This window comes from Nocardia nepalensis (assembly GCF_048910785.1).
Taxonomy (GTDB): domain Bacteria; phylum Actinomycetota; class Actinomycetes; order Mycobacteriales; family Mycobacteriaceae; genus Nocardia; species Nocardia nepalensis.
This window is the reverse complement of sequence record NZ_JBKBET010000041.1, coordinates 117323-142753: the sequence shown is the minus strand read 5'-3', so window position 1 is coordinate 142753 and position 25431 is coordinate 117323. Positions and strand designations below refer to the sequence as shown.

General features: G+C 67.4%; 26 protein-coding genes. 13 read left to right on the top strand and 13 right to left on the bottom strand.

Annotation, left to right across the window (positions count from 1 at the left end):
- Positions 1-22: 22 nt before the first annotated feature.
- Positions 23-763, bottom strand: a complete 741-nt coding sequence (locus ACHQ4I_RS40500) for a VOC family protein (protein ID WP_420777215.1) — start codon at positions 761-763, stop codon at positions 23-25.
- Positions 764-1119: 356 nt separating this feature from the next.
- Here ACHQ4I_RS40500 and ACHQ4I_RS40495 point away from each other — a divergent pair, with 356 nt between their 5' ends.
- Positions 1120-2400: an MFS transporter gene (locus ACHQ4I_RS40495; RefSeq protein ID WP_420777214.1), complete on the top strand. Its 1281-nt coding sequence runs from the start codon at positions 1120-1122 to the stop codon at positions 2398-2400.
- Between the two features lie 7 nt (positions 2401-2407).
- On the opposite strand, the gene ACHQ4I_RS40490 is transcribed toward ACHQ4I_RS40495, so the two are convergent.
- Positions 2408-2761 carry a DUF3099 domain-containing protein gene (locus ACHQ4I_RS40490; RefSeq protein WP_420777448.1) on the bottom strand — a complete coding sequence of 118 codons (354 nt, stop codon included), beginning with the start codon at positions 2759-2761 and terminating at the stop codon, positions 2408-2410.
- A 181-nt stretch (positions 2762-2942) separates the two neighbouring features.
- Between ACHQ4I_RS40490 and ACHQ4I_RS40485 the strand changes: the two genes are divergently transcribed.
- Positions 2943-3179: a DUF3039 domain-containing protein gene (locus ACHQ4I_RS40485; protein WP_063043591.1), complete on the top strand. Its 237-nt coding sequence runs from the start codon at positions 2943-2945 to the stop codon at positions 3177-3179.
- Here the strand turns inward: ACHQ4I_RS40485 and ACHQ4I_RS40480 are convergent.
- A complete protein-coding gene (locus tag ACHQ4I_RS40480; RefSeq protein WP_420777213.1) occupies positions 3152-4414 on the bottom strand; it encodes a YihY/virulence factor BrkB family protein in 1263 nt (420 codons plus the stop codon). The genes ACHQ4I_RS40485 and ACHQ4I_RS40480 overlap by 28 nt on opposite strands.
- 205 nt (positions 4415-4619) lie before the next feature.
- Between ACHQ4I_RS40480 and ACHQ4I_RS40475 the strand changes: the two genes are divergently transcribed.
- The gene (locus ACHQ4I_RS40475; RefSeq protein ID WP_476445423.1) at positions 4620-6338 is read left to right on the top strand and encodes a DEAD/DEAH box helicase family protein; all 1719 of its coding nucleotides are present in this window, start codon (positions 4620-4622) and stop codon (positions 6336-6338) included.
- A gap of 7 nt (positions 6339-6345) precedes the next feature.
- On the opposite strand, the gene ACHQ4I_RS40470 is transcribed toward ACHQ4I_RS40475, so the two are convergent.
- Positions 6346-6954, bottom strand: a complete 609-nt coding sequence (locus ACHQ4I_RS40470) for a TetR/AcrR family transcriptional regulator (RefSeq protein WP_420777212.1) — start codon at positions 6952-6954, stop codon at positions 6346-6348.
- Positions 6955-7061: 107 nt separating this feature from the next.
- Between ACHQ4I_RS40470 and ACHQ4I_RS40465 the strand changes: the two genes are divergently transcribed.
- The gene (locus ACHQ4I_RS40465) at positions 7062-7802 is read left to right on the top strand and encodes an SDR family NAD(P)-dependent oxidoreductase (RefSeq protein ID WP_420777211.1); all 741 of its coding nucleotides are present in this window, start codon (positions 7062-7064) and stop codon (positions 7800-7802) included.
- Between the two features lie 3 nt (positions 7803-7805).
- On the opposite strand, the gene ACHQ4I_RS40460 is transcribed toward ACHQ4I_RS40465, so the two are convergent.
- On the bottom strand, positions 7806-8411 hold the full coding sequence (locus ACHQ4I_RS40460) for an SWIM zinc finger family protein (RefSeq protein WP_420777210.1): 606 nt from the start codon (positions 8409-8411) through the stop codon (positions 7806-7808).
- The gene (locus tag ACHQ4I_RS40455; protein WP_420777209.1) at positions 8411-10351 is read right to left on the bottom strand and encodes a DEAD/DEAH box helicase; all 1941 of its coding nucleotides are present in this window, start codon (positions 10349-10351) and stop codon (positions 8411-8413) included. Before ACHQ4I_RS40455 ends, ACHQ4I_RS40460 begins: the two co-directional genes overlap by 1 nt.
- Positions 10352-10500: 149 nt before the next feature.
- Between ACHQ4I_RS40455 and ACHQ4I_RS40450 the strand changes: the two genes are divergently transcribed.
- Entirely contained in the window at positions 10501-11247 is a 747-nt protein-coding gene (locus ACHQ4I_RS40450; protein WP_420777446.1) for a TetR/AcrR family transcriptional regulator C-terminal domain-containing protein, read from the top strand.
- Positions 11248-11316: 69 nt separating this feature from the next.
- Here ACHQ4I_RS40450 and ACHQ4I_RS40445 read toward each other — a convergent pair whose 3' ends face one another.
- Entirely contained in the window at positions 11317-11511 is a 195-nt protein-coding gene (locus ACHQ4I_RS40445) for a DUF7455 domain-containing protein (protein ID WP_029903635.1), read from the bottom strand.
- A 273-nt stretch (positions 11512-11784) separates the two neighbouring features.
- On the opposite strand from ACHQ4I_RS40445, the gene ACHQ4I_RS40440 reads away from it, so the two are divergent.
- On the top strand, positions 11785-12159 hold the full coding sequence (locus tag ACHQ4I_RS40440) for a DUF952 domain-containing protein (RefSeq protein ID WP_420777208.1): 375 nt from the start codon (positions 11785-11787) through the stop codon (positions 12157-12159).
- Position 12160: 1 nt separating this feature from the next.
- Here the strand turns inward: ACHQ4I_RS40440 and ACHQ4I_RS40435 are convergent, their stop codons facing one another.
- Complete coding sequence (locus tag ACHQ4I_RS40435; protein WP_420777207.1) at positions 12161-12823, bottom strand: response regulator; 663 nt, start codon at positions 12821-12823, stop codon at positions 12161-12163.
- The gene (locus ACHQ4I_RS40430) at positions 12820-14031 is read right to left on the bottom strand and encodes a sensor histidine kinase (RefSeq protein WP_420777206.1); all 1212 of its coding nucleotides are present in this window, start codon (positions 14029-14031) and stop codon (positions 12820-12822) included. Before ACHQ4I_RS40430 ends, ACHQ4I_RS40435 begins: the two co-directional genes overlap by 4 nt.
- A 93-nt stretch (positions 14032-14124) precedes the next feature.
- On the opposite strand from ACHQ4I_RS40430, the gene ACHQ4I_RS40425 reads away from it, so the two are divergent.
- Together ACHQ4I_RS40425 and ACHQ4I_RS40420 are read left to right on the top strand one after the other, a co-directional pair.
- Positions 14125-14607 (top strand): cation:proton antiporter regulatory subunit, encoded by a 483-nt coding sequence (locus ACHQ4I_RS40425; protein WP_420777205.1) that lies wholly within the window; start codon positions 14125-14127, stop codon positions 14605-14607.
- A gap of 4 nt (positions 14608-14611) precedes the next feature.
- Entirely contained in the window at positions 14612-15793 is a 1182-nt protein-coding gene (locus ACHQ4I_RS40420; protein ID WP_420777204.1) for a cation:proton antiporter, read from the top strand.
- On the opposite strand, the gene ACHQ4I_RS40415 is transcribed toward ACHQ4I_RS40420, so the two are convergent.
- On the bottom strand, positions 15698-16645 hold the full coding sequence (locus ACHQ4I_RS40415; RefSeq protein ID WP_420777203.1) for a rhomboid-like protein: 948 nt from the start codon (positions 16643-16645) through the stop codon (positions 15698-15700). The two genes, ACHQ4I_RS40420 and ACHQ4I_RS40415, sit on opposite strands and share 96 nt — an antisense overlap.
- A 189-nt stretch (positions 16646-16834) precedes the next feature.
- Between ACHQ4I_RS40415 and ACHQ4I_RS40410 the strand changes: the two genes are divergently transcribed.
- From ACHQ4I_RS40410 to ACHQ4I_RS40395, 4 genes are all read left to right on the top strand, one after another.
- Positions 16835-16957, top strand: coding sequence for a hypothetical protein (locus tag ACHQ4I_RS40410; RefSeq protein ID WP_420777202.1), 123 nt, complete (start codon positions 16835-16837; stop codon positions 16955-16957).
- Complete coding sequence (locus ACHQ4I_RS40405) at positions 16954-18387, top strand: ethanolamine ammonia-lyase subunit EutB (protein WP_420777201.1); 1434 nt, start codon at positions 16954-16956, stop codon at positions 18385-18387. The genes ACHQ4I_RS40410 and ACHQ4I_RS40405 overlap by 4 nt, the downstream gene beginning before the upstream one ends.
- Positions 18384-19295 carry an ethanolamine ammonia-lyase subunit EutC gene (gene eutC, locus ACHQ4I_RS40400; RefSeq protein ID WP_420777200.1) on the top strand — a complete coding sequence of 304 codons (912 nt, stop codon included), beginning with the start codon at positions 18384-18386 and terminating at the stop codon, positions 19293-19295. Before ACHQ4I_RS40405 ends, eutC begins: the two co-directional genes overlap by 4 nt.
- 513 nt (positions 19296-19808) lie before the next feature.
- The gene (locus tag ACHQ4I_RS40395; RefSeq protein WP_420777199.1) at positions 19809-20585 is read left to right on the top strand and encodes an MHYT domain-containing protein; all 777 of its coding nucleotides are present in this window, start codon (positions 19809-19811) and stop codon (positions 20583-20585) included.
- A gap of 45 nt (positions 20586-20630) precedes the next feature.
- Here the strand turns inward: ACHQ4I_RS40395 and ACHQ4I_RS40390 are convergent, their stop codons facing one another.
- The 3 genes from ACHQ4I_RS40390 to ppgK form a co-directional block, all read right to left on the bottom strand.
- Positions 20631-21482, bottom strand: a complete 852-nt coding sequence (locus ACHQ4I_RS40390) for an MHYT domain-containing protein (protein WP_420777198.1) — start codon at positions 21480-21482, stop codon at positions 20631-20633.
- Positions 21483-21895: 413 nt separating this feature from the next.
- The gene (locus ACHQ4I_RS40385) at positions 21896-23269 is read right to left on the bottom strand and encodes an RNA polymerase sigma factor (protein WP_420777197.1); all 1374 of its coding nucleotides are present in this window, start codon (positions 23267-23269) and stop codon (positions 21896-21898) included.
- Positions 23270-23565: 296 nt separating this feature from the next.
- Positions 23566-24324 (bottom strand): polyphosphate--glucose phosphotransferase, encoded by a 759-nt coding sequence (ppgK, locus tag ACHQ4I_RS40380; RefSeq protein WP_420777196.1) that lies wholly within the window; start codon positions 24322-24324, stop codon positions 23566-23568.
- Between the two features lie 176 nt (positions 24325-24500).
- Between ppgK and ACHQ4I_RS40375 the strand changes: the two genes are divergently transcribed.
- Positions 24501-25406 (top strand): inositol monophosphatase family protein, encoded by a 906-nt coding sequence (locus tag ACHQ4I_RS40375; RefSeq protein ID WP_420777195.1) that lies wholly within the window; start codon positions 24501-24503, stop codon positions 25404-25406.
- Positions 25407-25431 lie beyond the last annotated feature (25 nt).

Genomic DNA, 25431 nt, shown 5'->3' with positions numbered 1-25431 from the left:
CGGCAGGACCACCCCGTGCGGATCAGACGCCGTTCGGGTCGCGGCCGGTGATGCAGTAGGGCGCGTCGGCCGGATCGGACATGACGATCCAGTGTCCGTGGCGTTCGACGAGGGTCGCGCCGAGGGATTGGTGCCAGGCGGCGGTGGCGTCGATATCGGCGGAGGCCAGGTCGATATGGGCGCTGGTGGTGCGGTCCGTACCGAGGCGCTGCAGCAGAAGTTGCACGGGCATCGGCTCTTTCGCGCGCAGGCGGGCGAATTCGGGCAGACGGCCCTGGGTCAGGTCCCAGTTGGTGAGGGTGGTCCAGAAGCCGGTTTCGGCGGCGTGGTCGCTGGGGCCGATATCGAGGCAGACCTGGTCCAGGCGGGTCACCGTGCCGTCGGGGGCGCGAACGGCCGGCGCGGGGGTGCCCTTGGCGCGGCCGCTGGGGGTGAAGCAGAAGATCTGACCGCCTGGCGAGCGCAGTACGGCGTGGCGCTTGTGGTTGGCGACCAGTTCGGCGTCGAGGTCCAGTGCGATGCGGACCGCGGCCGCGACGTCGTCGACGTCCAGATCCAGGTGCACACCGCCGAGTCCGGTCACCGCCTGCATCTTGACGCCGGCGGCCGCGAAGAGTGCGGGATCGGGCAGGAGCGTAAGGAATTCGTCGTTCTCCCCGCGGCGTTGCGACAGCTGGGTGCCGGTGATCGTCGCCCAGAACGTCGCACACTCGTCGAAACGTTGTGCCGGGCGATCGAGGAAGGCCCAGACCCACCGAATCATGCTGTGTCTCCTGTTTCCTTGCGGATTCTCCCTGCCGAAAGCGCCGTGCGATGGTGTCGCACCTTCCGCGCTTCGACGGCGTCCCGCGCCCGGTTCGGCGCAGGTGTGTCGCACATCACTTGGGGTGAGGGAGTTCCCGTCTCGTACCCCCGCCACACAGTAGGTGTATCGCATGATGCTGTCGAGCGGGTTTCGGAACCGCCCTGACTGGCACGATCTTGTCGGTTTATGGCATTCCGGCCACTCGTTCGGTGCGCGAAATTCCGGCAGTCTCAGCTAGTGACTGAGCGCAGCGAAGGAACCATCAGCAGAGCACCAACGGTCGCGGCGGAGCCGAGCGCCAGCGAGGCGGAGCTGTGACCGAACTGCAGACGCCGACTCCGGGACCTGTCGATACCGAGACGCGGCGGCTGCATCCCGCCTGGATCGTCGCCGGCGTGGGATTCATCGCATTGCTCGGTGCGGCCGCGTTCCGGTCGGTGCCCAGTGTGCTGCTGGATCCGCTGCACGAGGAGTTCGGCTGGTCGCACGGCACCATCGGGGCGGCTGTCTCGCTGAATCTGCTGTTGTACGGCCTGATTTCGCCGTTCGCCGCGGCACTGATGGATCGATTCGGCATCCGCCGGGTGGTCGCGTGCGCGCTGGTGCTCGTCGCGGCGGGCAGCGGGCTCACCGTATTCATGACCCAGCCTTGGCATTTGGTGGCGACCTGGGGGCTGTTGGTCGGTGTCGGCGTCGGCTCGATGTCCATGCCGTTCGTGGCCACCATCACCGGCCGCTGGTTCGTGCGCCAGCGTGGACTGGTGACCGGCGTACTCACCGCCGCAGGTGCGACCGGCCAGCTGATCTTCCTGCCGCTGGTGTCCGCGGTGGCGCACGCGCACGGTTGGCGGGTGCCCTCGGTGATCGTCGCGGGCGTCGCGCTGGCGGTGGTGCCGCTGGTCTTGTTGTTCATCCGCGACTTCCCCAGTGACGCAGGCGTTTCCGCCTACGGCGCCGAACCCGGCAGCACGGTCGGGCTGCGCGTTCCCGCGTCCGGCGGCGCGAGCCGGGCGCTGACGGTGCTGGCCACGATCGCGCGCCGACCCGGATTCTGGTTGCTCGCTGGCGGATTCGCGATCTGCGGTGCCTCCACCAACGGACTGGTCGGCACCCACTTCGTCAGTGCCGCACATGATCACGGCATGCCGCCGACCACCGCGGCGGGCCTACTGGCACTGGTCGGTGTCTTCGATGTGGCGGGCACCATTTTCTCCGGCTGGCTCACCGACCGGGCCGACCCCCGCTACCTGCTGGTCGGGTACTACACCCTGCGCGGACTGTCGCTGCTGATCCTGCCGTCGCTGTTCGCGCCGGACACCCAGCCCAGCATGTGGGTGTTCATCATCTTCTACGGCCTGGACTGGATCGCCACGGTGCCGCCGACGGTGACGCTGTGCCGCGAACTCTTCGGCGCCGACGGGCCGGTCGCCTTCGGTTGGGTCTTCGCCGCACACCAGATCGGTTCCGCCATCGCCGCGACGGGCGCGGGCATCATCCGCGACGTTCAGGGCTCCTACAACCTCGCCTGGTACATCGCCGGAGCCCTCTGCGCGGCAGCGGCCCTGATGTCGGCGGGTATCCGCCGTCACGCCTGACGGATGGTCAACTATCGATCGCCCGGTGCGGCCGGGACTCGATGGCGGTGCGCGGGTGATCCCAGCGGCTGGGTTCGTCCTTGCGGCGCGGCGGGCGGTCGTTGGCGATCAGGACCGCGATCCAGGGCAGCGGGATGGAGGCGGCGATGATCAGAATCGACAGCAGGGCGCTGTTGAACATGCTGTAGGCGACCGCAGCCAAGACCAGGCAGGGGATGCGGAACGCCATGATGATGGTGTAGCGGCGGACCCTGGCGCGGTGCTGGTCGTCCAGCGACGGCGCGGCCTCGGTGATCAGCAACGGATGCTTCTGGTCATTGCCGGGGAAGTAGCCGGTGGACTTGCGAGGCGGCGTCGGCATGGTCACGTCCGGGCGATCACCGCTGCCGATGTCGTCGGCGTCGGGGTTGTCGCCGTGCTGCTGCATACCCTGAGTCTTCCACTGTCGCGACCGGACCGCACATGGCCTGGTCAGCTGGATGAAGGCGCGCGGCACAGACCGTGCCGAGCCGAGTTCGCGCCGATGCGGCATCATGGAATCCGTGAGTACCGACACTCTGGTTCGCCCGGATACGACCACCGACGAGACGACGGGCGACGACACCCCGAAGTTCTTCCACTATGTGAAGAAGGACAAGATCGCCGAGAGCGCCGTCATGGGCACCCACGTGGTCGCCCTCTGTGGTGAGGTCTTCCCGGTGACCCGCTCCCCGAAGCCCGGTTCGCCGGTCTGCCCGGAGTGCAAGAAGGTCTACGACGGCCTGCGCAAGGGCGACTGAGCCGACTGCGCCCGCGGTGACGGACCGTCCGGTGCGCCCAGGCGTGCGCGGGCGGCATCGGCGTCGATATCGTCTGCCCGCTTGATCAGCCCCTGAGCTCCCGGTGAGGTCGGGGGCTTCGCTGTGTCGAGATCGTCGTGGTCGGCACTCGATGCCGGGTCGGTGTCCGCGTCATCGGATCCTTCGCCGCCCAACTGGTTCGACAACCATTCCTTCACCTGGTCGATGCGGGTGCTGCGGGCCGGCCAGAATTCCTGGACCGCGGCATTGAATTCGGCGCCCAGGATCACCGCGAAGCCCAGGAAGAATGTGAACAGCAGGAAGGCGATCGGCGTGGCGAGCGCACCGTAGCTGACACCGGTCTTGGCGACCCAGGCCAGGTAGCGGCGCAGCCCCTCGCTGGCCGCCATGAAGAACACGCCGGCCACGAGCGCGCCGCCGAACAACCGGTGCCACGGCAGCGATTTGTGCAACGCCAGCTTGTAGAGCGTGGTGAGCCCAATGATCAGCAGCAGTCCGACACCCGGGTAGTAGAAGAAGTCGATCAGGCGCAGCCCAGGTTCGCGCCACGAATCCGGCAGCACCCGTCCGATCAATGTCGGACCCAATGCGATCAGCGGCAGCAGGAACACCGCCACCACCAGGAACAGCACATATAGCAGCAAGGCGAAGATGCGCTGCCACACCGGATGCCGGGCGTCCTTCTGCCCGTGCGCCTCCACGATCGCATCCACGAAGGTCGACATGGCCGAGGATCCGGCCCACAGCGACAGCACGAAACCCACCGAGACGAAGGCGGCGCGCCCGCGGCTGAGGACGTCGGTGACCGTCGGTTCGATCAGATCGCTCACCACACTCGCGCTGAACAGGTCCCGGCTGAAGGCGATGATCTTCTGCTCGACAATCTGCACGGTGTCGGGTCCGAACCATCCCCCGACGTAGCCCAGGCTGCCGAGCACCCCGAGCAGCAGTGGCGCCAGCGACATCGTCTGCCAGAACGCCGCGGCCGCGGATTTGGTGAAGATCGAATCGTTCCATGCCTTCACAGCCACCCGCACGACGAGTTTGCCGCCCTGTCGCGCGCCGTGCGCCACCCGCGTGGCGGCACGTCGGGCGTGGGTCGCCGCGGTGGGGTGCGCGCCGCCACCGCCGCTGTGGATCGGCTGGTCGCCGGTGCCGCGGGGGTCGCGCGGTAAGGCACTGTCGTCGGTCATGGTGCCTACAGCATCGCGCATCGGAGCATATTGTTCTGGTTTGCCATCGCATCGAGTCGGCGGGCAGCAGATGAACACGGCGTGGCGTGCGGTTCCTGTGTGACGCCTGTCGCCCACGCCGCGTCGGTTTGGCGACACGCCATGGGGGACAGCTAGGGTCGTCTTCGTGACTGTGTCGGGTGGCGCCGCTGTGGCGGGAGAAGCGGAAACACCGGGCGATTCGCAGATATCGAACGCCGCGAGATCCACGGGTGGTTCGCTACGTGCCTGGCAGCGCCGGGCCCTGATGAAATATCTGTCCACGAAGCCGAGGGATTTCCTCGCGGTGGCGACGCCGGGCGCCGGTAAGACCACCTTCGCGCTGCGGGTCGCGGCCGAATTGCTGGCCGACCGCACCGTCGACCAGATCACCGTGGTCGCACCGACCGAACACCTCAAACACCAGTGGGCCCAATCCGCGGCCCGCGCGGGGATTCAGCTGGATTCGCGCTTCTCCAACGCCACCGGCGGAACCTCCGGCGATTATCACGGTGTCGTGGTCACCTACGCACAGATCGCCTCACATCCCGCGCGGCACCGCGTCCGCACCGAAAGACGTAGAACGCTGGTGATTCTCGACGAGATCCACCACGCGGGCGATGCCAAGTCCTGGGGCGATGCGACCGCCGAGGCATTCGGTGACGCGACTCGGCGCCTAGCGCTGACCGGAACCCCGTTCCGCAGCGATGACAGCCAGATCCCGTTCGTCACCTACGAGCCCGATGAAGCGGGCTTCCCGCGTTCGCGCGCCGATCACGCCTACGGCTATGCCGAGGCATTGGCCGACGGCGTGGTGCGGCCCGTGGTCTTCCTCGCGTACTCCGGTGAGGCGCATTGGCGCGACAGCGCGGGCGAGGAGTATTCCGCCCGCCTCGGTGAGCCGCTGAGCGCCGAACACACCGCCCGCGCCTGGCGCACCGCATTGGACCCGGCCGGGGACTGGATGTCCAAGGTGCTGGTCGCGGCGGACACCCGGCTGCGCCAGCTGCGTGCGACCGGTATGCCCGATGCCGGTGGCCTGGTGATCGCCACCGATCAGGAGCGGGCCCGCGATTACGCCGAGCTGCTGGAACATATTTCGGGTGAGAAGCCCGCGGTGGTGCTGTCGGATGATCCGTTGTCCTCGAACCGGATCGCCGAGTTCAGCAAGAACACCCAGCCGTGGATGGTCGCGGTGCGCATGGTGTCCGAGGGCGTCGACGTGCCGCGCCTGGCGGTCGGCGTCTACGCGACCAGCGCCTCGACGCCGCTGTACTTCGCCCAGGCCATCGGCCGATTCGTGCGTGCGCGCAAGCCCGGCGAGACCGCCAGTGTTTTCCTGCCGTCGGTGCCGGTGCTGCTCGATCTGGCGGCGCAGCTGGAACTGCAGCGCGACCACGTGATCGGCAAGCCGCACCGGGAGAAGAACGGCCTCGAGGACGAACTGCTGATCGAGGCGAACAAGCAGCAGGACGAGCCGGGGGAGGACGAGCGGCCCTTCGTCGCGCTCGCCGCGGACGCCGAGCTCGACCAGGTCATCTACGACGGATCCTCCTTCGGCACCGCGACTTTCGCGGGCAGCGCCGAGGAGGCGGACTACCTCGGCATTCCCGGGCTGCTGGACGCGGACCAGATGCGTGCGCTGCTGCGGGAACGACAGTCGCGGCAGTTGGCCGAACGCGGTACGGCCGCCGCGCCCGACCCGGGGCCGCAGGTCGCCTCGGCCGCCGAGCGTGTCGCGACCGCCGACAAGCTCGGTGAGCTGCGGCGCGAGCTCAACAGCCTGGTCGCCATGCACCACCATCGGACCGGCAAGCCGCACGGTGTCATCCACGGTGAGCTGCGGCGCGAATGTGGCGGTCCGCCAACGGCATTGGCGACGGCCGATCAGCTCGGAGAGCGCATCGCGGCGTTGCGCCGCAAGTAGTTCCCCGTCAATGGGCGGTGGCGGAGACCGGCCATGCCGCCATGGCGCAGTCGATGGATTGGGTGAGTTCGGTGTGGGAGGCGCCGTCGCGGGCCCGGATCGATAGGCCGTACAGGACCGTGGTGTAGAAACTGGCCAGAGCGGCGGTATCGACGTCCGGGGATAGATCACCTTCGACGACACCACGATCCAGGCGTTCGCGGATGTCTTCGGTTGTCTCGCGCCGCTTTTCGATCAAGAAGTCGCGGATGCTCTCGCTGCGGGTGGTGTAGGTGGAGCCCGCCAGCACCACCATGCAGCCGTGCGGTTTGTCCGCGACGGTGTAGGCAATCGCGTTGTCGCGCAACATCGCTTCGATGCTCGCGCGTGCCGTGGGCTCCTCCCGCAACGCGCGCGCGGTGTAGCCGCCGTCGGTCCGGCCGTACAGGCCGACGGCCGCACGGAACAGCTCTTCCTTGCCGCCGAAGGCCGCGTACAGACTCGGTGAATTGATGCCCATCGCCGCGGTGAGATCGCTCATCGACGAGCCCTCGTAGCCGTGCTCCCAGAACACCTCCATGGCGCGGCGCAGCGCGACCTCGCGGTCGAAAGCGCGGGGGCGTCCTCGTTCGGCCATGGCTCGATCCTTTCTGTGTCGATCGTTAAATATACCCCTTGACGCGATCCGCACCCGTGCGCTTAGCTATTTATGTACTGATCGACACAGAACTTGGAGGAGTTGCGATGTCGGATCTCGCGGGCAAGGTGGCGCTGGTGACCGGGGGTAGCCGGGGGATCGGTGCGGCGATCGCGCGGCACCTGGCCGGTGCCGGCGCGGATGTGGCGCTGACTTACCAGAACAATGAGCTGCAGGCGAAAGCGGTGGTCGCCGAGTTGGAGTCGTCGGGGCGGCGTGCGGTCGCGATTCAGGCGGACAGCGCCGATGCGGGCGCCGTCGTCGCGGCCGTGCATCGGGCCGCGGCCGAGTTGGGCAGGCTCGATGTGTTGGTCAATAACGCGGGCATCTTCCCGGCCAAGCCGTTCGAGGAGTTCACCGTCGAGGAGATCGACCGCGCGCTCAATATCCACGCGCGGGCGGCGTTCGTCGGGGCGCAGGCGGCGATCACGCATATGACCGAGGGCGGGCGGATCATCAGCATCGGCAGCAACCTGTCCGAGCGCGCCGCATTCGGCGGACTCTCGCTCTACAACCTGAGCAAGTCCGCGCTCAACGGATTCACCAAAGCGCTTGCGCGCGAACTGGGTCCGCGAAATATCACCGTGAATCTGGTGCAGCCCGGCTCCACCGATACCGACATGAACCCGGCCGACGGCGACCATGCCGCACACCAGATCGGCCTCACCGCGCTGGGTCGCTTCGGCACCGCCGACGACATCGCCGCCACCGTGGCCTTCCTCGCCGGTACCTCCGGACGCAGCATCACGGGCTCGATCTTCACCGTCGACGGTGGCACCAACGCCTGATCGTCAGGTACCGCCGAATCCCTGCGCGGACTGGTGACGAACTCGCCGAGGCGCACTGGCGTCGAGAGCCTCGAAGTAGTCCGCAGGGTCGAGGGCGTTGATCGGGGTCCACCAGGGTGACTCGACCGGCGCTGCCGGATCTTGCGGTGCCGCCCGGAAATAGCCCTGGAGGTCGAGGGCCAGGCGAGGGTCTTCGTCGACGCGGCGGGCCAGGTCGTAGTACACCGCGAGGATGTGCACGCAGCGGGCGGAGCGGGCCGAGCAGGAGCAGTCCGTCCCGGCCAGGATAGGGGCCGGGCTGGTGCCCGCGGTGACCAAGGCTCGGTGCATATCGTCGGTGAGTACCGTTGGGTCCGGAATGATTTCGGCGATCGCGGTGATGGCCGGTCGGGGGAGTGGCGCGACTTCGAGATGGGTCACCGAGGCCTGGCCGCCACGGTGGATGGCGGCGCGGATGACGCGCCCTTCGATCGTCGTCTGGACGCCACTATTGCGAGCGATACTGCGGGCGCGGGGCAGCAGCGGGTCGGGGCGGGTCTGGCGCAGGGGTTCGGCCAGGCGAACCCAGTCCATACCCCAGGCGGTGTAGCCGAATTCGTTATCCGCCATCAGTTCTCCCTCTTGCGTCGCAGGATCTCGATGAGCTGGTCGTCGTCGAGTCGGGCCAGCGCGGCGATGCCCGCCGAATCGCCGAGGTCCGCGAGGGCGGATTTGCGGTCGTGCATGCCCGCGATGTGCTCCTCGACGGTGGTGCCCGAGGTGAGCGTGGTGATGGTGACGGTGCGGGTCTGGCCGATGCGGTGCACCCGGTCGGAGGCCTGGGCTTCGACGGCCGGATTCCACCATCGGTCGAAGTGGATGACATCGGCGGCGCGGGTCAGTGTGAGTCCGGTGCCGGCGGCGCGCAGACTCAGAATCAGCACGGGCGGACCATCTTCGGCTTGGAAGCCCGAGACGATCTCGGCGCGCTCGGCCTGGTCGAGGCCGCCGTGGAAGAACGGGGCGCGCACGCCGAACTGCTCGTCGAGGTGGCGGACCAGCAGGTCGCCGGTGGCGCGGTACTGGGTGAATATCAGTGTCGAGTCACCGGTTTCGAGGTTATTGGCCACGATATCGGTGCACAGGTCCAGCTTTCCGGACCGGCCCGCCAATTCGTCCAGCTCGCCGGTGATCAGGCCCGGATGGTTGCAGACCTGCTTGAGGGCGGTCAGCGCCGCGAGCACCCGGCTCTGCCGTTGCGCGCCATGGCCGAAGCCGTCATCGATGGCCCGGTCGAGCAGTTGGTCGTAGAGCCGTTCCTGCTCGGTGGTCAGATCGCAGAGCAGATCGCTGTGGATCTTCGCGGGCAGTGACGCGGCGACCTGGGCCTTCTTGCGCGCCAGCAGCACCGGCTCCAGGGTGTCGCGCAGCCGGGCCGCCGCGGCCGCCGAACCCTCGTGGATCGGCCGGACGAACCGCCGCCGGAACTGGGTGCGATGCCCGAACAGCCGCGGCGCCACCAGATTCAGCAGCGCCCACAGCTCCTCGAGATGGTTCTCCACCGGCGTACCGGTCAGCGCGACCGTGGCCTGCGCCGAAAGCGCCCGCGCGGCCTTGGATATCTGGGTGCGCGGATTCTTCAACGCCTGCGCCTCATCGAAAACGACTGTCGCCCAGGCCTGATCGGCCAGCACGCGGCCGTGCAGCCGCAACATCGGATATCCGGTCACCACAACCGTGCCGGCCGCGCCCGAGACCTCGCCGCCGCGCCACACCACCGGCCGCAGCCCCGGCGCGAACCGCGTGATCTCATGCGCCCAGTTCCCGACCAACGACGTCGGACAAACCACGAGCTGCGGACCACCCGCACTGCGCCCGAGCAGAAACCCGATGGTCTGCACGGTCTTCCCGAGCCCCATCTCATCGGCCAGCACCGCGCCGCCCTGCGCCGCGACGGTCTCGTGCAACCACCCGACCCCACGCGCCTGATAAGGCCGCAACTCCGCCTGCAACCCCACCCGCAATTCCGCCTCGACGGAACATGTTTCGCGTAACACCCGTACCGCCCGCGCGGCGGACACGATCGAAGCGCCGGTGGCATCGGGCACCGCATGCGCCGCAATGGGTAGTGGAAACGTGTCGACTCGCGCTGCGGCCGGTTCCCGAGATGCGTTCGCCGGCACGTGCACCGGGGACCTCCATGTGTGGGGGGTCGGCACCGATCTGACGGCCCTCGGCGGTGCGGTGGCAGCCTGCGTCGTCCCAGTGGCGTCCGAAGCCGCATCATCGGGCCCGCATCGGCGTGCACCGGGGGAATTCTTATCGCCCGGTGTCAGTGCGTCACGCGGACCGACTCCGTCCAGCAGAACCGCGCGCCAAGCATGTACCGACGATCCGGCATCGTCGAGATCCGGGTTCAGCAGCGCGTCCGGATCGACCAGCGCGCAGTGGACGTCGGCGACCTCGATCGCGCCGTGCGGTCCTGTCGGGACCGCGAGTGCGATGGTTTGCCGATCGCCCTCGGGCGCGCGGCCGGGGGCGGATCCGGTCCAGGTCCAGAGGGCGAACATATGGCGGTCGGGGAGGTATGTGGCGTGTGTGCTTGGCAGAGCGGACCCCTAGATCATCGTATCGTGTACGGAGTATTGTAATAACGTACACCGTACCGGGTTAATTCCGAGAGGACCACGTGACCGATCCCGACCAGGCGAAACAGCTGATGAGTCTGCTGTGGCGGCATGCCGTGCCGCCGCGTCCCGGCGGGCGTGGGCCGAAGCAGACGGTGAGTGTCGACGCGGTGGTCGCCGCCGCCATAACCCTCGCCGATCGCGACGGGTACGAGAAGGTGTCCATCCGCGCGGTCGCCGCCGAACTGGGACTGCGCCCGATGAGCCTCTATACCTATGTGCCCAGCAAGGACGCGTTGACCGTCTTGATGGTCGACGCGGTCGCCCAGGATGACGCGCCGATCCCGGCCGACCTGCCGGTCCGCGATCGCATGGCCGCGATCGCCGATCAGGTGCGCGCGGAGCTGATCGCGCATCCGTGGCTGCTCGAGGTACCGCCGTGGCGATTGGTGCTCGGGCCGGGCCGGATGCGTCGCTACGAACGGCAGCTGGCCGCGATTGAGGGGATCGGATTATCGGATCTGGCGATGGATCGGGTCATCGCGGTGCTATCGGAATTCGCGACGGGTAATGCGCGGATGGCGATCGCCGGAATCCGCAGTACGGCGGAGTTGACCGATGCGCAGTGGTGGGAGCAGCACGGTCCGCTGCTCACCGAGGTCATGTCGGTCGAGGAGTTCCCGATCTCGTCCCGGGTCGGTGCGGCGGTAGGCGAACGCTATCAAGCGCCGTCGGACCCGGAGGGCGCTTTCGCCTTCGGACTGGCGAAGCTGCTGGACGGCATCCTCGCGGACCCGGGCGCGGCGCTTCGTCGAACGCCGACAGCGGGCGACTTGTAGGTCGCCCGCTGTCGGTCTATCAGCGATGTTCTGTTGTTCGATGCTGTTGTGTCGGGACGCGAGGACTGGTCAGAGCGCGGGAGCCGATTCCGTGTCGATCACGGCTTCGAGCTCACGCAAGCGATCCATGTGTTCATTCGCGTGGTGCTGGCAGAAGAGCAACTCGCCACCTGCGGGCAATACGGCACGAACTCGTGCGGCAGCACCGCAGCGGTCGCAACGATCGACCGCGGTCAGTGGGGTGCTTGTCAGGGTTCCTGGCATGACTCCTCCGTCCTGGCTCCCGGCACTACAGTCCGTTCACCTGGTGTGGGGCCCGTGGTCACTCCGCGGGCTCGCTACCGCTACTTCCCAGCAGGGGTATGACTACTCTGTCAGACGTTCGGGACGGGGGCTTTGTTCCCGGAAGTGATTCAGTGTGTTTTCGATAACACGACCTGGGATTTCGCTACTGGCGAACACCACTGGTTACGTATCGAACTCCACTCGACCACGATCACGAACAGGCCTATCCAGTTGTCTACCGGGAGATTACCCGTGATCCACGACACTCACACGCTCGTTCACATTTGCACCCTCGCCGAATGGTTGACCGCGCGGCAAACCGGCGAGTACCGCCCGGAGTCGTTCGAGGAGATCGGCTTCATCCATCTCTCCACGCCGCAGCAGGCGCATCTTCCGGCCAACCGCCTGTTCGCGGGACGGCGCGACCTGGTGCTGCTGCGCATCGATCCGGCCCGCGTCGGCGCGCCGGTGAAGTGGGAGCCGGGCGTGCCGACCGACCCCGAATCGATGCTGTTCCCACATCTGTACGGTCCACTGCCGGTCGGCGCCGTCACCGCGGTCATCGAGTATCAGCCCGGTCCGGACGGCACTTTCGCCGCACTGGACCCGAACTGCGCCGAGTCGTGAGCTATCGGTTCCTGGCCCCGCGCGCCACGATGGCGGCCTGAACCCGGGACCGCACACCGAGTTTGGTGAGCACCCGCGACACATGTGTCTTCACCGTCGTCTCGCCGATGAACAGCCGCGCGGCGATCTGCGCATTGGATAGGCCTTCGCCGAGACAGTCGAGCACCTCGCGCTCGCGTTCGGTCAGATCGTCCAGACCGTGCGGCGCTGGCTCGCTCTGCTCGGTATCGGTCGAGGCGAACGCGTTGATCACCGCGGCGGTCACTTCCGGCGCGAGAACGCCGTCGCCGGCGGCCACCGCGCGCACCGCATCGACAAGTGCTTGTCCCGACGCGGATTTCAGCACGAATCCCGACGCGCCGGCGCGCAGTGTGCGGAAGACGTACTCGTCCAGATCGAAGGTGGTCAGGATGAGCACCCTGGCCAGGCCGTCGGCGGTGATGCGGCCGGTGGCGGTGATGCCGTCGACGCCGGGCATGCGCACATCCATCAGCACCACATCCGGGCGCAGCGCTTTGGCCTGTGCCACCGCGATATCGCCGTCCGCGGCCTCACCGACCACCTCGATGCCGTCGGCGGTTTCCAGGATGATGCGCAGGCCGGCCCGGATCGCGCCGTGATCGTCGGCGATCAGCACGCGGATGGGGCCATCCGTCACCCTCATGACACCTCCGAGATCGGCAGCCGTGCAAGCACTTCCCAGCCGCGTGCGGCCGGTCCCGCGGTGAAGGTGCCGCCGAGGGCCGCGGCCCGCTCGCGCATGTTCATCAGTCCGCGATGGCCCATATCGTGCGTTTCGGGCCGATTGCGTGCCGGTGCGGTGGGATTGCGTACCGCGATGGCCAAAGCCGTTGCCTCCGCGCGCACGTCGATATCGACCTCCTGGCCGGGGGCATGTTTCATGGCATTCGTCAGCGCTTCCTGGACGATTCGATAGGCGGCCTGGTCGACCGCGCTCGGCAGGGGCGTCCCGTTCAGCGAATCACGCACCCGCACGGTGATGCCGGCGGCGCGGGCCGCGTCGACCAGGATGGGCAGCTGGGCCAGTTTGCGTGGCGCGGCCGCGTCGTCCTCGGCGCCGTCGTCGCGGCGCAGCAGACCGATCATGGTGCGCATCTCCTGCAGGGCGCTAACACTGTTGGACCGGATCGACGAAATGATCCCGGCGACAGCGGGATCGCCGTCTCGACCGCCCGGCGCTGTTTGCCGTGCCAGCACACCCAATGCCGCCTCGGACTGGATCGCGATGGCGGACAGATGACCCGCGATCACATCGTGCAGATCCCGCGCCATCGTCTTGCGTTCATCGGCGATGGCGGCGCGCCGATCCAGTTCGGCGACCAAGGTCATCGCTTGTGCGCGTTTACGTTCGGCCTCGGCGATCTCCTTGTGTCCGCGCACCGACAATGCCCACCACAGCGGCGTCGCGACGAATGCGAACAGGGCCGCGATGGTGATGACCGCGATCCGCCAGTCGCCCAATACCAGCGCCAGCACGGTCAGTACGACCGACAGCACCCCGCACACCGCGACCACCAAGCGCGAGCGCACGGGCTCGGCGTACAGCACGCCCGCGTAGATCAGATCCGAATAGATAAGCCAGATCGGCACCGTCGGACCCAGGAGAACGTCGATGACGAACGGAAGCAGACCGACGCCGAGCGCGAGCACCGGCATGCGCCGCCGCAGGAAGGTGGCCACGCAGATCAACGCCAGCACCCCGAACCGGGCCATCAGCGGCGGGTGGGTGCTGAGATCGCTGGCCATCTCGAACAGGCCGGACAGAAAGAGCCCGGCGCCGAGCGCGAACGCGAACGCGACGACCAGCGCGTCCTGCGCGGTCGCCGACAACGCCTCCCACTGCCGCCTCACCGACTCATCACAACACACGCCGCGGCGTCCCCGGATCAGCCGAAGGAAGGAGGTGCGGTCGGTCAGCCGCTATCGCCGGTTAGGGTGGATGGTGTGAATGTCGATGTCACCGCCCTACCCGGGATCGGGGTACGCAAAGACTTCCAGCTGCGGTCGGGCCGTCGGATCGGTGTGGTCGATCACCGCGACGGCGGCATCGATCTCATCGTCTCCAAACCCGATGATCCGGACTCCTGCGCCGCGCAAGTGCCGTTGACCCCCGACGAGGCATCGGTGCTCGCCAATCTGCTCGGCTCGCCGCAACTGGTGGCGAAGCTGCGCGAGGATCACCGCGACCTACCCGGGATCACCACCCGCCAGCTACCCATCGCCGAGGAATCGCCGTACGAGGGTCGCACCCTGGGTGAGACCGGAATGCGCACGCGCACCAAGACTTCCATCGTCGCCGTGATGCGCGCCGGGCAGCTGCACCCTTCGCCGGGACCGGATTTCACCTTCACCGCCGATGACATACTCGTGGTCGTCGGGACGCCCGACGGTCTGGACGCGGCCGCGAAGATCCTGACGCACGGATGAGAGCGTGAACGCAACCGCGCTCGCCCTCATCGAGCTCGGGGCGGTGTTATTCGCCCTCGGCATGCTCGGGAGAGTGGCGGCACGCTTCGGCATGTCCCCGATTCCGCTATACCTGCTCGGCGGGCTGGCATTCGGCCAGGGCGGACTCATCGAACTGGGCGCGGCGAACGAATTCGGCCATATCGCGGGCGAAATCGGCGTTGTGCTGCTGTTGCTATTGCTGGGCCTCGAGTACACCGCGGCCGAATTGGTGACCGGACTGCGCCGATCGTGGGCCGCCGGTGTGGTCGATATCGTCGCGAACGCGACGCCCGGTGCGGTGGTCGCGCTGATGCTCGGCTGGGGGATGACCGGAGCCATCACCCTGGCCGGAGTCACCTACATTTCGTCCTCGGGCATCGTCGCCAAGGTGCTCAATGATCTCGGACGGCTCGGCAACCGGGAGACCCCGGTGATCCTGTCGATTCTGGTCTTCGAGGATCTCGCGATGGCGATGTACCTGCCGATCCTCACCGCGATTCTGGCGGGCACGAGTCTGCTGAGTGGGCTTACCGTGGTCGGTCTCGCCTTGGCCGCCGTCACCGTCGTGCTGGTCGTGGCATTGCGCTACGGCCGTTATGTCTCGGCGATCGTGGACAGCGCCGATCGCGAAGTATTCCTGTTGAAGTTGCTCGGTGCCGCGCTGCTGGTCGCCGGGCTGGCCTCGGCAGTGAACGTCTCGGCGGCGGTCGGCGCGTTCCTGCTGGGGATCGCGATCTCCGGCTCGACCGCGCACGAAGCGACGAAGCTGCTGGAGCCGATCCGAGATCTCTTCGCGGCCATCTTCTTCGTGGCGTTCGGACTCAGCACCGACCCGCTGGCGATTCCGCCGGTGCTCGGCTGGGCGATCCTGCTCGCGGTGGTCACCGTGGTCACCAAGGTCGCCACCGGCTGGTGGGCGGCGAGTCGGCAGGGCATCCGCCGGATGGGTCGGGCGCGCGCGGGCGCCGCACTGGTTGCGCGCGGTGAATTCTCCATTGTCATCGCGGGCTTGGCGGTGGGCATGGGCGCGGTCGACGGCCAGCTGGCCGCGCTCGCCTCGGCCTATGTGCTACTGATGGCCGTGCTCGGCCCGATCGCGGCCCGCGTCGTCGAACCGGTCATCGGCATGGTGCAGCGCCGATTCAGTCCGGCCGCCAGCGCCTGATAGGGGCTGGGCCGCAACGGAGGACGCCTCGGTGGCAGTCGTGCCATCAGCCACCGCCAAGATCTCAGCTGCCGGGTTCGCCGGAACCGGGGTCGCCGCGGCGGAACTCGCATCGCGGGCGGCACGCCGGCGTTCGATGCGACGCCAGAGGGTCGAGGCCAGGAATCCGACGGCCAAACCGATCAGGGCCGCGCACATATGGCCGTAGTCGGTGAAGGTCGGTCCGATCAGCAGCGCCGAGCCGAGGACGACGATGATCACGCCCGCCCACACCACGCGCACCGCCCCGCGGAAGTGGAAGGCCATGGCGGCCAGCACCGCGGTGAACCCATAACTGGTGCCGACATCAGCTGCGTACTGCACGCGAACCGGAATGACGTGGCGGTCGATGGCGTGGGAGATGGCGGTGACGGTGAGCAGCGTCGCGCCGATATGCCCGGTCGCGAACAGCAGAATCCAGCGGCTGGTGCCGAGCCAGCGTTCGGCGAAGCCCATGACCAGCAGAATCTCCGCGATGGTGATCCAGGGGAACTGGCCCTGGGTCCAGAACGCCGACGCCACCAGCACCTGGACCGGATTGTGCTGCATGTTGTAGAGGTTGGTCGAGGCCGAGAAGATCAGCCTGCGCTCCACCGAATCGCCGACCCCGCGCAGCGTCCACCAGGTGACGAACAGGGTGAACGCGTAAGCAGTGCTGGCCGGTGCGCTCGACAGGTGCTGGCGCAGTTCGGGCAGTAATCGGCGCGCCAGCCCGGGGCGACGCACCCACGTCCAGACCGCGCGGAGTTCGTCGCGGAGGTCGACGGTCCGCGTCCAGGGTGAATGGATCCGGTGCAAAGTGGGGGCAACCACAATGCACAAGTCTGCCGGGCGCAGGGCGGTCATGTCCGCAGACCCGCCAAGTCTGTGGCCTGACTCACCTGACCTGGTCGTTCGGACGTAACGCCGATTCACATCCGGGCAACATCGGCTCCGAAGAATTGGTCTGCCGACCAAAACGTCGGCAGACAGGAGCGCGCAGCAATTATCACGATCGACGAGGTGCGGATCACCGCACCGACCGGGGACGACTATCGCTACTTCGCGCTCTGCGGCCGCCACCGTCTGGTCGCGAACTCGCCAGAGTACGCCGTGCTCGCACGCACGGAGGAGGTGCTGGAATGACCCGCTACGCACAGGATCTCGGCGGGACGAGGTATGTCTTCGACGGGTTGGTCGAACTGCTGGCCAAGGCCACGCCACAGCGCAGCGGTGATGAATTGGCCGGGTGCGCAGCGGCTTCCGACGCGGAACGGGCTGCCGCGCAGTGGGCGCTGGCCGAGGTGCCGCTGACCACGTTCCTGCGCGATCCGATCGTTGCCTACGAGACCGACGAAGTCACGCGGCTGATCATCGATTCCCACGATCGCGTTGCGTTCCAGCCGATTTCGCATCTCACCGTCGGTGGACTGCGGGACTGGCTGCTCGCCGTCGCGGCGGGCGATCACGCGGCCTGTGGTTTGCGTAGTCCCGCGGACGTCTTGGGCGCGGTTGCGTCGGGTCTGACGCCGGAAATGGTTGCGGCGGTGAGCAAGATCATGCGCAACCAGGATCTGATAGCGGTCTCCCGCGCCGCCGTGGTGACCGCGGGATTCCGCACCACCATGGGTCTGCCCGGACGATTGGCGACGCGGCTGCAACCCAATCACCCCACCGACGATCCGCGCGGCATCGCCGCGGCGGTGCTCGATGGTCTGCTGCTCGGCTGTGGTGACGCGGTGATCGGCATCAATCCGGCGACCGACTCTCCGCAGGCGACCGCGGATCTGCTGCACCTGCTCGACGAGGTGCGCACCCGCTTCGATATTCCGACGCAGTCGTGCGTGCTCTCGCATGTGACCACCACGCTCGGACTCATCGAGGCCGGAGCTCCGGTGGATCTGGTCTTCCAGTCCGTCGCGGGCACCGAGGGGGCGAATGCCGGTTTCGGCGTGAATATTTCGCTGCTGCGCGAGGCCGACGAGGCGGGTCGTTCGCTGGGGCGCGGCACGGTCGGCGATAACGTGATGTATCTGGAAACCGGCCAGGGCTCGGCACTTTCGGCGGGCGCGCATCTGGGCGTCGGCGGGCGGCCGGTGGACCAGCAGACCCTGGAGGCCCGCGCCTACGCGGTGGCGCGGGATCTGGACCCGCTGCTGGTCAATACCGTCGTCGGCTTCATCGGCCCGGAGTACCTCTACGATGGCAAGCAGATCATCCGCGCTGGCCTGGAGGATCACTTCTGCGGCAAACTGCTCGGCCTGCCGATGGGCGTGGACGTCTGCTACACCAACCACGCGGAGGCCGACCAGGACGATATGGACACCCTGCTCACGCTGCTCGGCGCGGCGGGTGTCGCCTTCGTCATCGCCGTTCCCGGCGCCGATGACGTGATGTTGGGCTACCAGAGCCTGAGCTTCCACGACGCGTTGTACGCCCGGCGCGTGCTGGGTCTGCGTCCCGCACCGGAATTCGAGAATTGGCTATCCGGACTCGGGATGATCGACGACACCGGTCGGGTGCTCCCGGTCGAAGCACCGTCGTCGCCGCTGCGCGCACTGGCGGGGACACGATGACCGCCGGGACTGCGCACTCGGCCGCCACGGATCTCGCCGAGTCGGATTCCGCCGTGGCCACTCCGGATTCGGGCGTGGGCGCTGGCACGGCCGCGGAATCCAGCGCTGTCGTTGCCGAATATCCTGCGGTGCAGGGGTTCTGGGAGGACTTGCGGCGAACGACACAGGCCAGGATCGGGCTCGGCCGGACGGGCGACGCATTGCCGACGGAGCGGGTGCTGGAGTTCCGGGCCGCGCATTCGGCGGCGCGTGACGCGGTGCATACGCCCTTGGATGTGGACGGGTTGGCCGCGCGGGTCGCGGCTGTCGGGTTGGGGAATGCCGTCCATGTGCGCAGCCGGGCGCGCGATCGGGCGGAGTACCTGCGTCGTCCGGATCTGGGTCGGTTACCGGAATCAGTTGCGGCGCAAGGGAAATTATTGGCGAAGCTACCGCGTGGTGGAGCCGAGATCGGGTTCGTGCTCGCGGACGGGCTCTCGCCGCGCGCGCTCACCGACCACGGTCCCGCACTGCTCGCGGCCCTCGTCGCGGAACTGGCCCCCCGCTACTCCATCGCCCCGCCGGTGATCGCCACGCAGGCCAGGGTGGCGCTCGGTGACCATATCGCCGAGGCCATGGGCGTTGCGACGGTGGTGGTGCTGATAGGTGAGCGACCCGGGCTGTCGGTGGCCGACAGCCTCGGCATCTACCTCACCCACCTGCCTCGACCGGGCCGTACCGACGCCGATCGCAACTGCGTCTCCAACATCCATCCGCCGGAGGGGTTGGGTTATCGGCAGGCGGCGAAAGTGTTGGCGGGCTTGATATCCGGCGCGCGTGCCCTCGGCAGGTCGGGTGTCGACCTGAAGGACACTTCCCGCGCTGATGCCGTGATTTCCGCCGACGTCGTCGCTATCACCGCTGGTTAGGGCGAACACCTGTCACTGGCGGGTCTGAGCGCGCACTCGCCCGCCGGATCTGGCAATTTCTGCCATCTCCACACGAAAGTGTGCGCTCAGACCCGCCAGTGGGAACACGGCGTCGGTCAAGTCCGGTTACCGGACGCGCGTGATCGCGCCCGGTGGTGTTGGGCCGCAACAGGACTCGGAATGCGTACCGAAATCGCGCACCGTTCTTGCAAATGTGCGAACGCCTGTTGCCGATCGGCGAGCTCACCAGATCCATTGTGCCCCAGTGAGATCGGTGCTGATTGGTTGCCGGATGGCGTGTTCGACAAGATCGGGCGGTTGGGGACCGATCGGTATGGACGGGTGATGGGCGGTGACTGCCGCATCGCACCCGCGATCCCACTGGCTGGATTCATCCCACGACAAATTTAGCGGACGGTAGTACTGTAAATCGCCTACCTGCTAGTTCGATACAAGTTGGCGGGCTCGCGCTGTCGCGGTGACGGCCGACGTCCGCCCCGTGAGGGAGGTCGCGTGCTGCAAATCGACCACTTCAGCCACGGGTGGCTCACGCCCGTGCTCGCCTATCTGATGTCGTTCACCGGATCATTGCTTGGACTGCGCTGTGTGGTTCGTGCGCGGGCCGGTAACGGTCACGCGGGATGGCTTGTCGCCGCGGCCGTCGCGATCGGCGGCACCGGCATATGGGTCATGCATTTCATTGCCATGCTGGGCTTTTCGATCCGCGGCGCGTCGATCCGCTATGACGTGCCGATCACCCTGCTCAGCGCGGTGATCGCGATGGCGGTGGTGTGGATCGGACTGTGGGTCGCGCAGCAGCGGGGATTGGAGCCGCTGGCCCTGTTCATCGGCGGTGCGATCACCGGTGCGGGCGTCGGTGCCATGCATTACTCCGGCATGTACGCGATGAAATCGGATGCGGTGATCGAATACGACGGGTGGATCGTGAGCCTGTCGATCGTGATCGCGGTGTTTGCCGCGACCGCGGCGCTGTGGTTCGCGCTGCACGTACGCGGCACCATCGCCACCATCGGTGCGGCTCTGGTGATGGGAGTGGCGGTCTGCGGCATGCACTACACGGGCATGTTCGCGATGCATGTGCAGAACGGCCAACATATGCACCCGCCCTCCGGTGCGGGCGCGGCTCAATTGCTGACACCGCTGACCGTCGGCGTCGGCATGGTGACGATGATGCTGCTGCTGCACATCGGCATCACCGATGTCGATGATCCGGCCTACGACGGCGCTCGCGGCCCGCGTACGGCGCGATACTGGCCGACCCGGGACTGAGTCCATATCGCCTGTCAGTTTGTCGCACAGGCGATTTCGATGGGTTCAGTGGCGCGGTACCTCGGTCCGCGTCGGCCAGTAGGCGGTCGCGGGCGACAGTGCCTCCGGCTCGACCGGTGGCAGCGGCGGTAGCGGATCGGGCTTGGCGCGCGGAGCGATGCGCAGTGGCGGCAACTCGATATTGCGCTCGATCTCGGTCAGGCTGACGCTGATGAGCAACAGCATGGTGACCACGCTGATCACCACGATCAGCGGTGCGATCAGCTCCATTGCCCCCGCACCCTCGGGTTCATGGGTATTTCCGGTATGTGCGTGCATCGCCGACATCCCGGTGTAGTGCATGCCGCAGACCGCCACACCCATGATCAGTCCGGCGCCGACGGTGGCGAAAAAGCCCTTGACCCGCAACGTGAACCACAGCGCAACCGTCGCCGCGACCACCGCGATGACCATCGACAGCACAACTCGGCGCACGTCATAGACGATCACCGCATTCGACTTCATCGCGTACATGCCCATGTAATGCATGGACCCGACACCGATTCCGGTGACCGCACCCCCGGCCAGCAGGCCGAGCAGCGACGGTTCGGGTTTGACCACGATGAACAGCCCGATACCGACCACGGCAATCGCGGTGACAGCGCTGAGCAGGGTGAGCGGAATGTCGTACCGGATCTCAGTGCCGCGGATCGAAAACCCCAGCATCGCAATGAAATGCATGACCCAGATGCCCGTGCCGCCGATCGCGATGGCCGCGGCGAGCAGCCAGCCGATCCGGTCCTTGCCGGTGCGGGCGCGCGCGGCGCACTGCAAGCCGAGCAGGCATCCGGTCACGGACACGGTGTAGGCCAGCAGCGGGGTCAGTAGACCGTAACTGAAATGGTAGATGTCGAGCACGCAACGTCCCCACTGCCGAGAACTTCGGCTATTGAAACAACGGCGGGTCAGACGATACGACAGCTAGCGGTCGGATGGGCATCGAAATCTGTTTCCGTGGAAGTGGTTTCGGTCACTTTTAGGTTTGATTGAAACGTGAATTGGTTAGCGGGCCGGACGCTGCTGCGGTTGCCATTGCGTGGCTGGTCGATTGCCGTTGGGAATGCCAAAAAGTGCTGTCGCAGAAGGAGTTCGGATAAACTCAAGCGAAATTGCCAACGCGCACTGCCGGATTCGATGGTAGCGGGGCCCAAGGCGGAGAGAGTGCGGACGAAGTTGCCGGTCCGCATACCCGGCAACACCAGTGTGTGCAAACGACAAAGCGCCCGCGCTGTTCGGCGCGGGCGCTTGGCGAGAAGTGAGCGGAAACGAACTCAGTCGAGGTAGTCCCGCAGAACCTGCGAGCGGCTCGGGTGGCGCAGCTTGCTCATGGTCTTCGACTCGATCTGCCGGATGCGCTCACGGGTGACCCCGTACACCTGGCCGATCTCGTCGAGGGTGCGCGGCTGGCCGTCGGTCAGGCCGAAGCGCAGTCGGACGACGCCCGCCTCGCGCTCGGACAGCGTCTCCAGCACCGACTGCAGCTGATCCTGCAGCAGCGTGAAGCTCACCGCGTCCACCGCGACGACGGCCTCGGAGTCCTCGATGAAGTCGCCGAGCTGGCTGTCGCCCTCATCGCCGATGGTCTGGTCCAGCGAAATCGGCTCACGCGCGTACTGCTGGATCTCGAGGACCTTCTCCGGCGTGATGTCCATTTCCTTGGCCAGCTCCTCCGGGGTGGGCTCGCGGCCCAGATCCTGGAGCAGCTCGCGCTGGATGCGGCCGAGCTTGTTGATGACCTCGACCATATGCACCGGGATGCGGATGGTGCGGGCCTGGTCGGCCATGGCGCGGGTGATGGCCTGCCGGATCCACCAGGTGGCGTAGGTCGAGAACTTGTAGCCCTTGGTGTAGTCGAACTTCTCCACCGCGCGGATCAGACCGAGGTTGCCCTCCTGGATCAGATCCAGGAACGCCATGCCGCGGCCGGTGTAGCGCTTGGCCAGCGAGACCACCAGGCGCAGGTTGGCTTCCAGCAGATGGTTCTTGGCGCGGTTGCCGTCGCGCACGATCCAGGTGTAGTCGCGCCGCATCGCGACCGGCAGCTTCTCACCCTGCTCGGCGAATTCGCGCACCTTCTCCGCCGCGTAGAGCCCGGCCTCGATCCGCTTGGCGAGCTCGACCTCCTCCTCGGCGTTGAGCAGCGCGACCTTGCCGATCTGCTTGAGGTAGGCACGCACCGAGTCGGCCGAAGCGGTGAGCTCGGCGTCCTTGCGGGCCTGGCGCAGCGCCTCGGATTCCTCCTCGTCCCAGACGAAGTCGCCGGAGGCCTTGTCGGCAGCGGTCGGCTCGTCGGCCTCGCCCTCCTCGACTTCCTCGGCGACGTCCTCGACCAGATCCTCGGCGTCCTCGGTGAGGTCGTCCTCGGACACCTCGAGATCGCCGAGATCCTCCAGGTCCAGATCCTCGGCCTCGAGGTTCTCGTCGCCGCCGGGCTCGCCGTCGGGTCCGGCCTTCTTCGGTCCGGCCTTCTTGGCGGGGCCCTTCGTCGCCTTCGCGGCGGCGGCCTTCTTGGCCGGCGCCTTCTTGGCGGCGGCCTTCTTCGCCGGAGCCTTCTTAGCGGCAGCCTTGCGGACCGGCCGTGCTTCGGTTACATCTGCGGAGTCGGCATCGGCCGATTCGGCGGTCTGACGGGTCGTGGCTACCACGTACGCCCTTTCGTGACGGTCTCGTGCGGCGTCACGCCAGAGTGGTGTTCCGGCGGAGCGGTCTGTCGGGTTTCACCGGCTGAGCGCCGGGGTGGGGGTTTCCGGCTCGCGGCCGGAGTACGTTCCATTGTAACGATCGAACCAGGGTACCTACGGCACGATCCCGGCAACGGCTAATGCCGCACCCTCCGCGCGCCTCCCGGATCCGCTGATCTCGGTCACGGCTGCGCCTCGCTGTCGCTCGGCTCCGCCGTGCCCGAAGGGGCCTGTGCCTTTGGTTCACTCGCTGCGCTCGCTCACGGCGCGATGCCCGCGTCGATGGCCATCGCCGCACCGACGATACCCGCGGTGTTCTCCAGGTGGGCCGGGATCACCTGGGTTCGATTGGTGAGCAATGGGATCCACTGCGCCGCGTCCCGGCTGATGCCACCGCCCGCGACGAAGACCTTCGGCCAGAAGAGGTTCTCGAGTCCGCTCAGCACGATGCTGACCTCGGCGGCCCACTGTGCGTAGGTCAGGCCGTCGCGATCCTTGACCGAGGCCGCGGCGCGGTGTTCGGTCTCCATGCCGCCGATCTCGAGGTGGCCGAGTTCGGTGTTGGGCACCAGCGTGCCGTGGAACAGCAGCGCCGAGCCGATGCCGGTGCCGAAGGTCAGCAGCAGCACCAGGCCGTCGAAATCCTTTGCCGCGCCATAGTGGTCCTCGGCGAGTCCGGCCGCGTCCGCGTCGTTGAGCACGGTGACCGTGCGGCCGTCGAGCGCCGCGGAGAACAGGGCGCGCGCGTCGGTGCCGATCCAGGCCTTGTCGATATTGGCGGCCGTCCGCGCGACGCCTTCGAGCACGACCGAGGGCAGCGTGATGCCGACCGGACCGTCCCAATCGGCCTGGGCGACCAGTTTGGCGACCGCGTCGGCGACCGCCTGCGGTGTCGAGGGATGCGGTGTCGCGATCTTGATCCGCTCGTGGACCAGATCACCGGTGGCCAGATCCACCGCGGCGCCCTTGACGCCGCTGCCACCGATATCGATACCGAATGCGTGCCCCCGAGCGGACATGACGTTCCCTCGCTCCCTGTGCTGGCCGATGTGATGAACGCACCGCCGCACAGAGGCCCCCGCTGGTCCGAGCGCATGCGGCGGGTGTGCCCGACGACGGCGTTGTGTCGTGCACGACAAGAGTAATGGGCGTTGGCCGGTTCCCGTTCGATGAGGATCTGTGATGGCATGGGGTCATGCCGGAGACCAGAGCGTCAGTTACCGACCAGCCCAACGCCGCGGATTCCGCGGAGGTGGCCGAATTGCGCCGGATCGCGGTTCAGCTCGCCGAAACCGCGGCGGCGCATGTGCGTTCGCGCCGCCCCGAGGTGTTCGGTCCGGACGGCGCGCGTGACGGTGCGGTGCAGGCCAAGGGACACCCCACCGATCCGGTGACGATCGTGGACACCGAGACCGAGGATCTGATCCGGCGGCTGCTGGGCCAGGCGCGCCCCGGTGACCCGATCCTCGGTGAGGAAGGCGGCGGCAGCCTGGCCGACACCGACGCGGACACCGTGCAGTGGGTGGTCGACCCGATCGATGGCACCGTGAACTTCCTGTACGGCATTCCCGGCTACGCGATTTCGGTGGCCGCGGTGCGTGACGGACGACCGGTCGCCGGCGCGGTTGTCGACGTCGCGCGCGCGGCGACCTACAGTGCCGCGTCGGGTCTGGGCGCCACCCGGGTGGCCGCGGACGGCTCGGTGGACCATCTGCGCTGCACGCCCGTGCGGTCGGCGGCAATGGCATTGGTGGCCACCGGATTCGCCTACGGCAAGCACCGCAGGGCCCGGCAGGCGGCGCTGGTCGCCGAGATCCTGCCGAATATCCGCGATATCCGCCGCTTCGGCGCGGCGGCCCTGGATCTGTGCTTCGTCGCCGAGGGCCGGATCGACGCGTACTACGAGCACGGACTCAACGCGTGGGACTGGGCCGCGGGCGCGTTGATCGCCGCTGAGGCGGGTGCGGTACTCCGGTTGCCCGCCGCCACCAGTCCGGGCGCGGCCGGTGAGTTGGTCGTTGCCGCGGCGCCGGGCATCGCCGGCGAATTGACCGAACTCTTCGGGCGGGTCGGCGCGACCGCGGCGATTCCGGACGCCTGATTCGTCGCCCGAAAATGCGGATCGC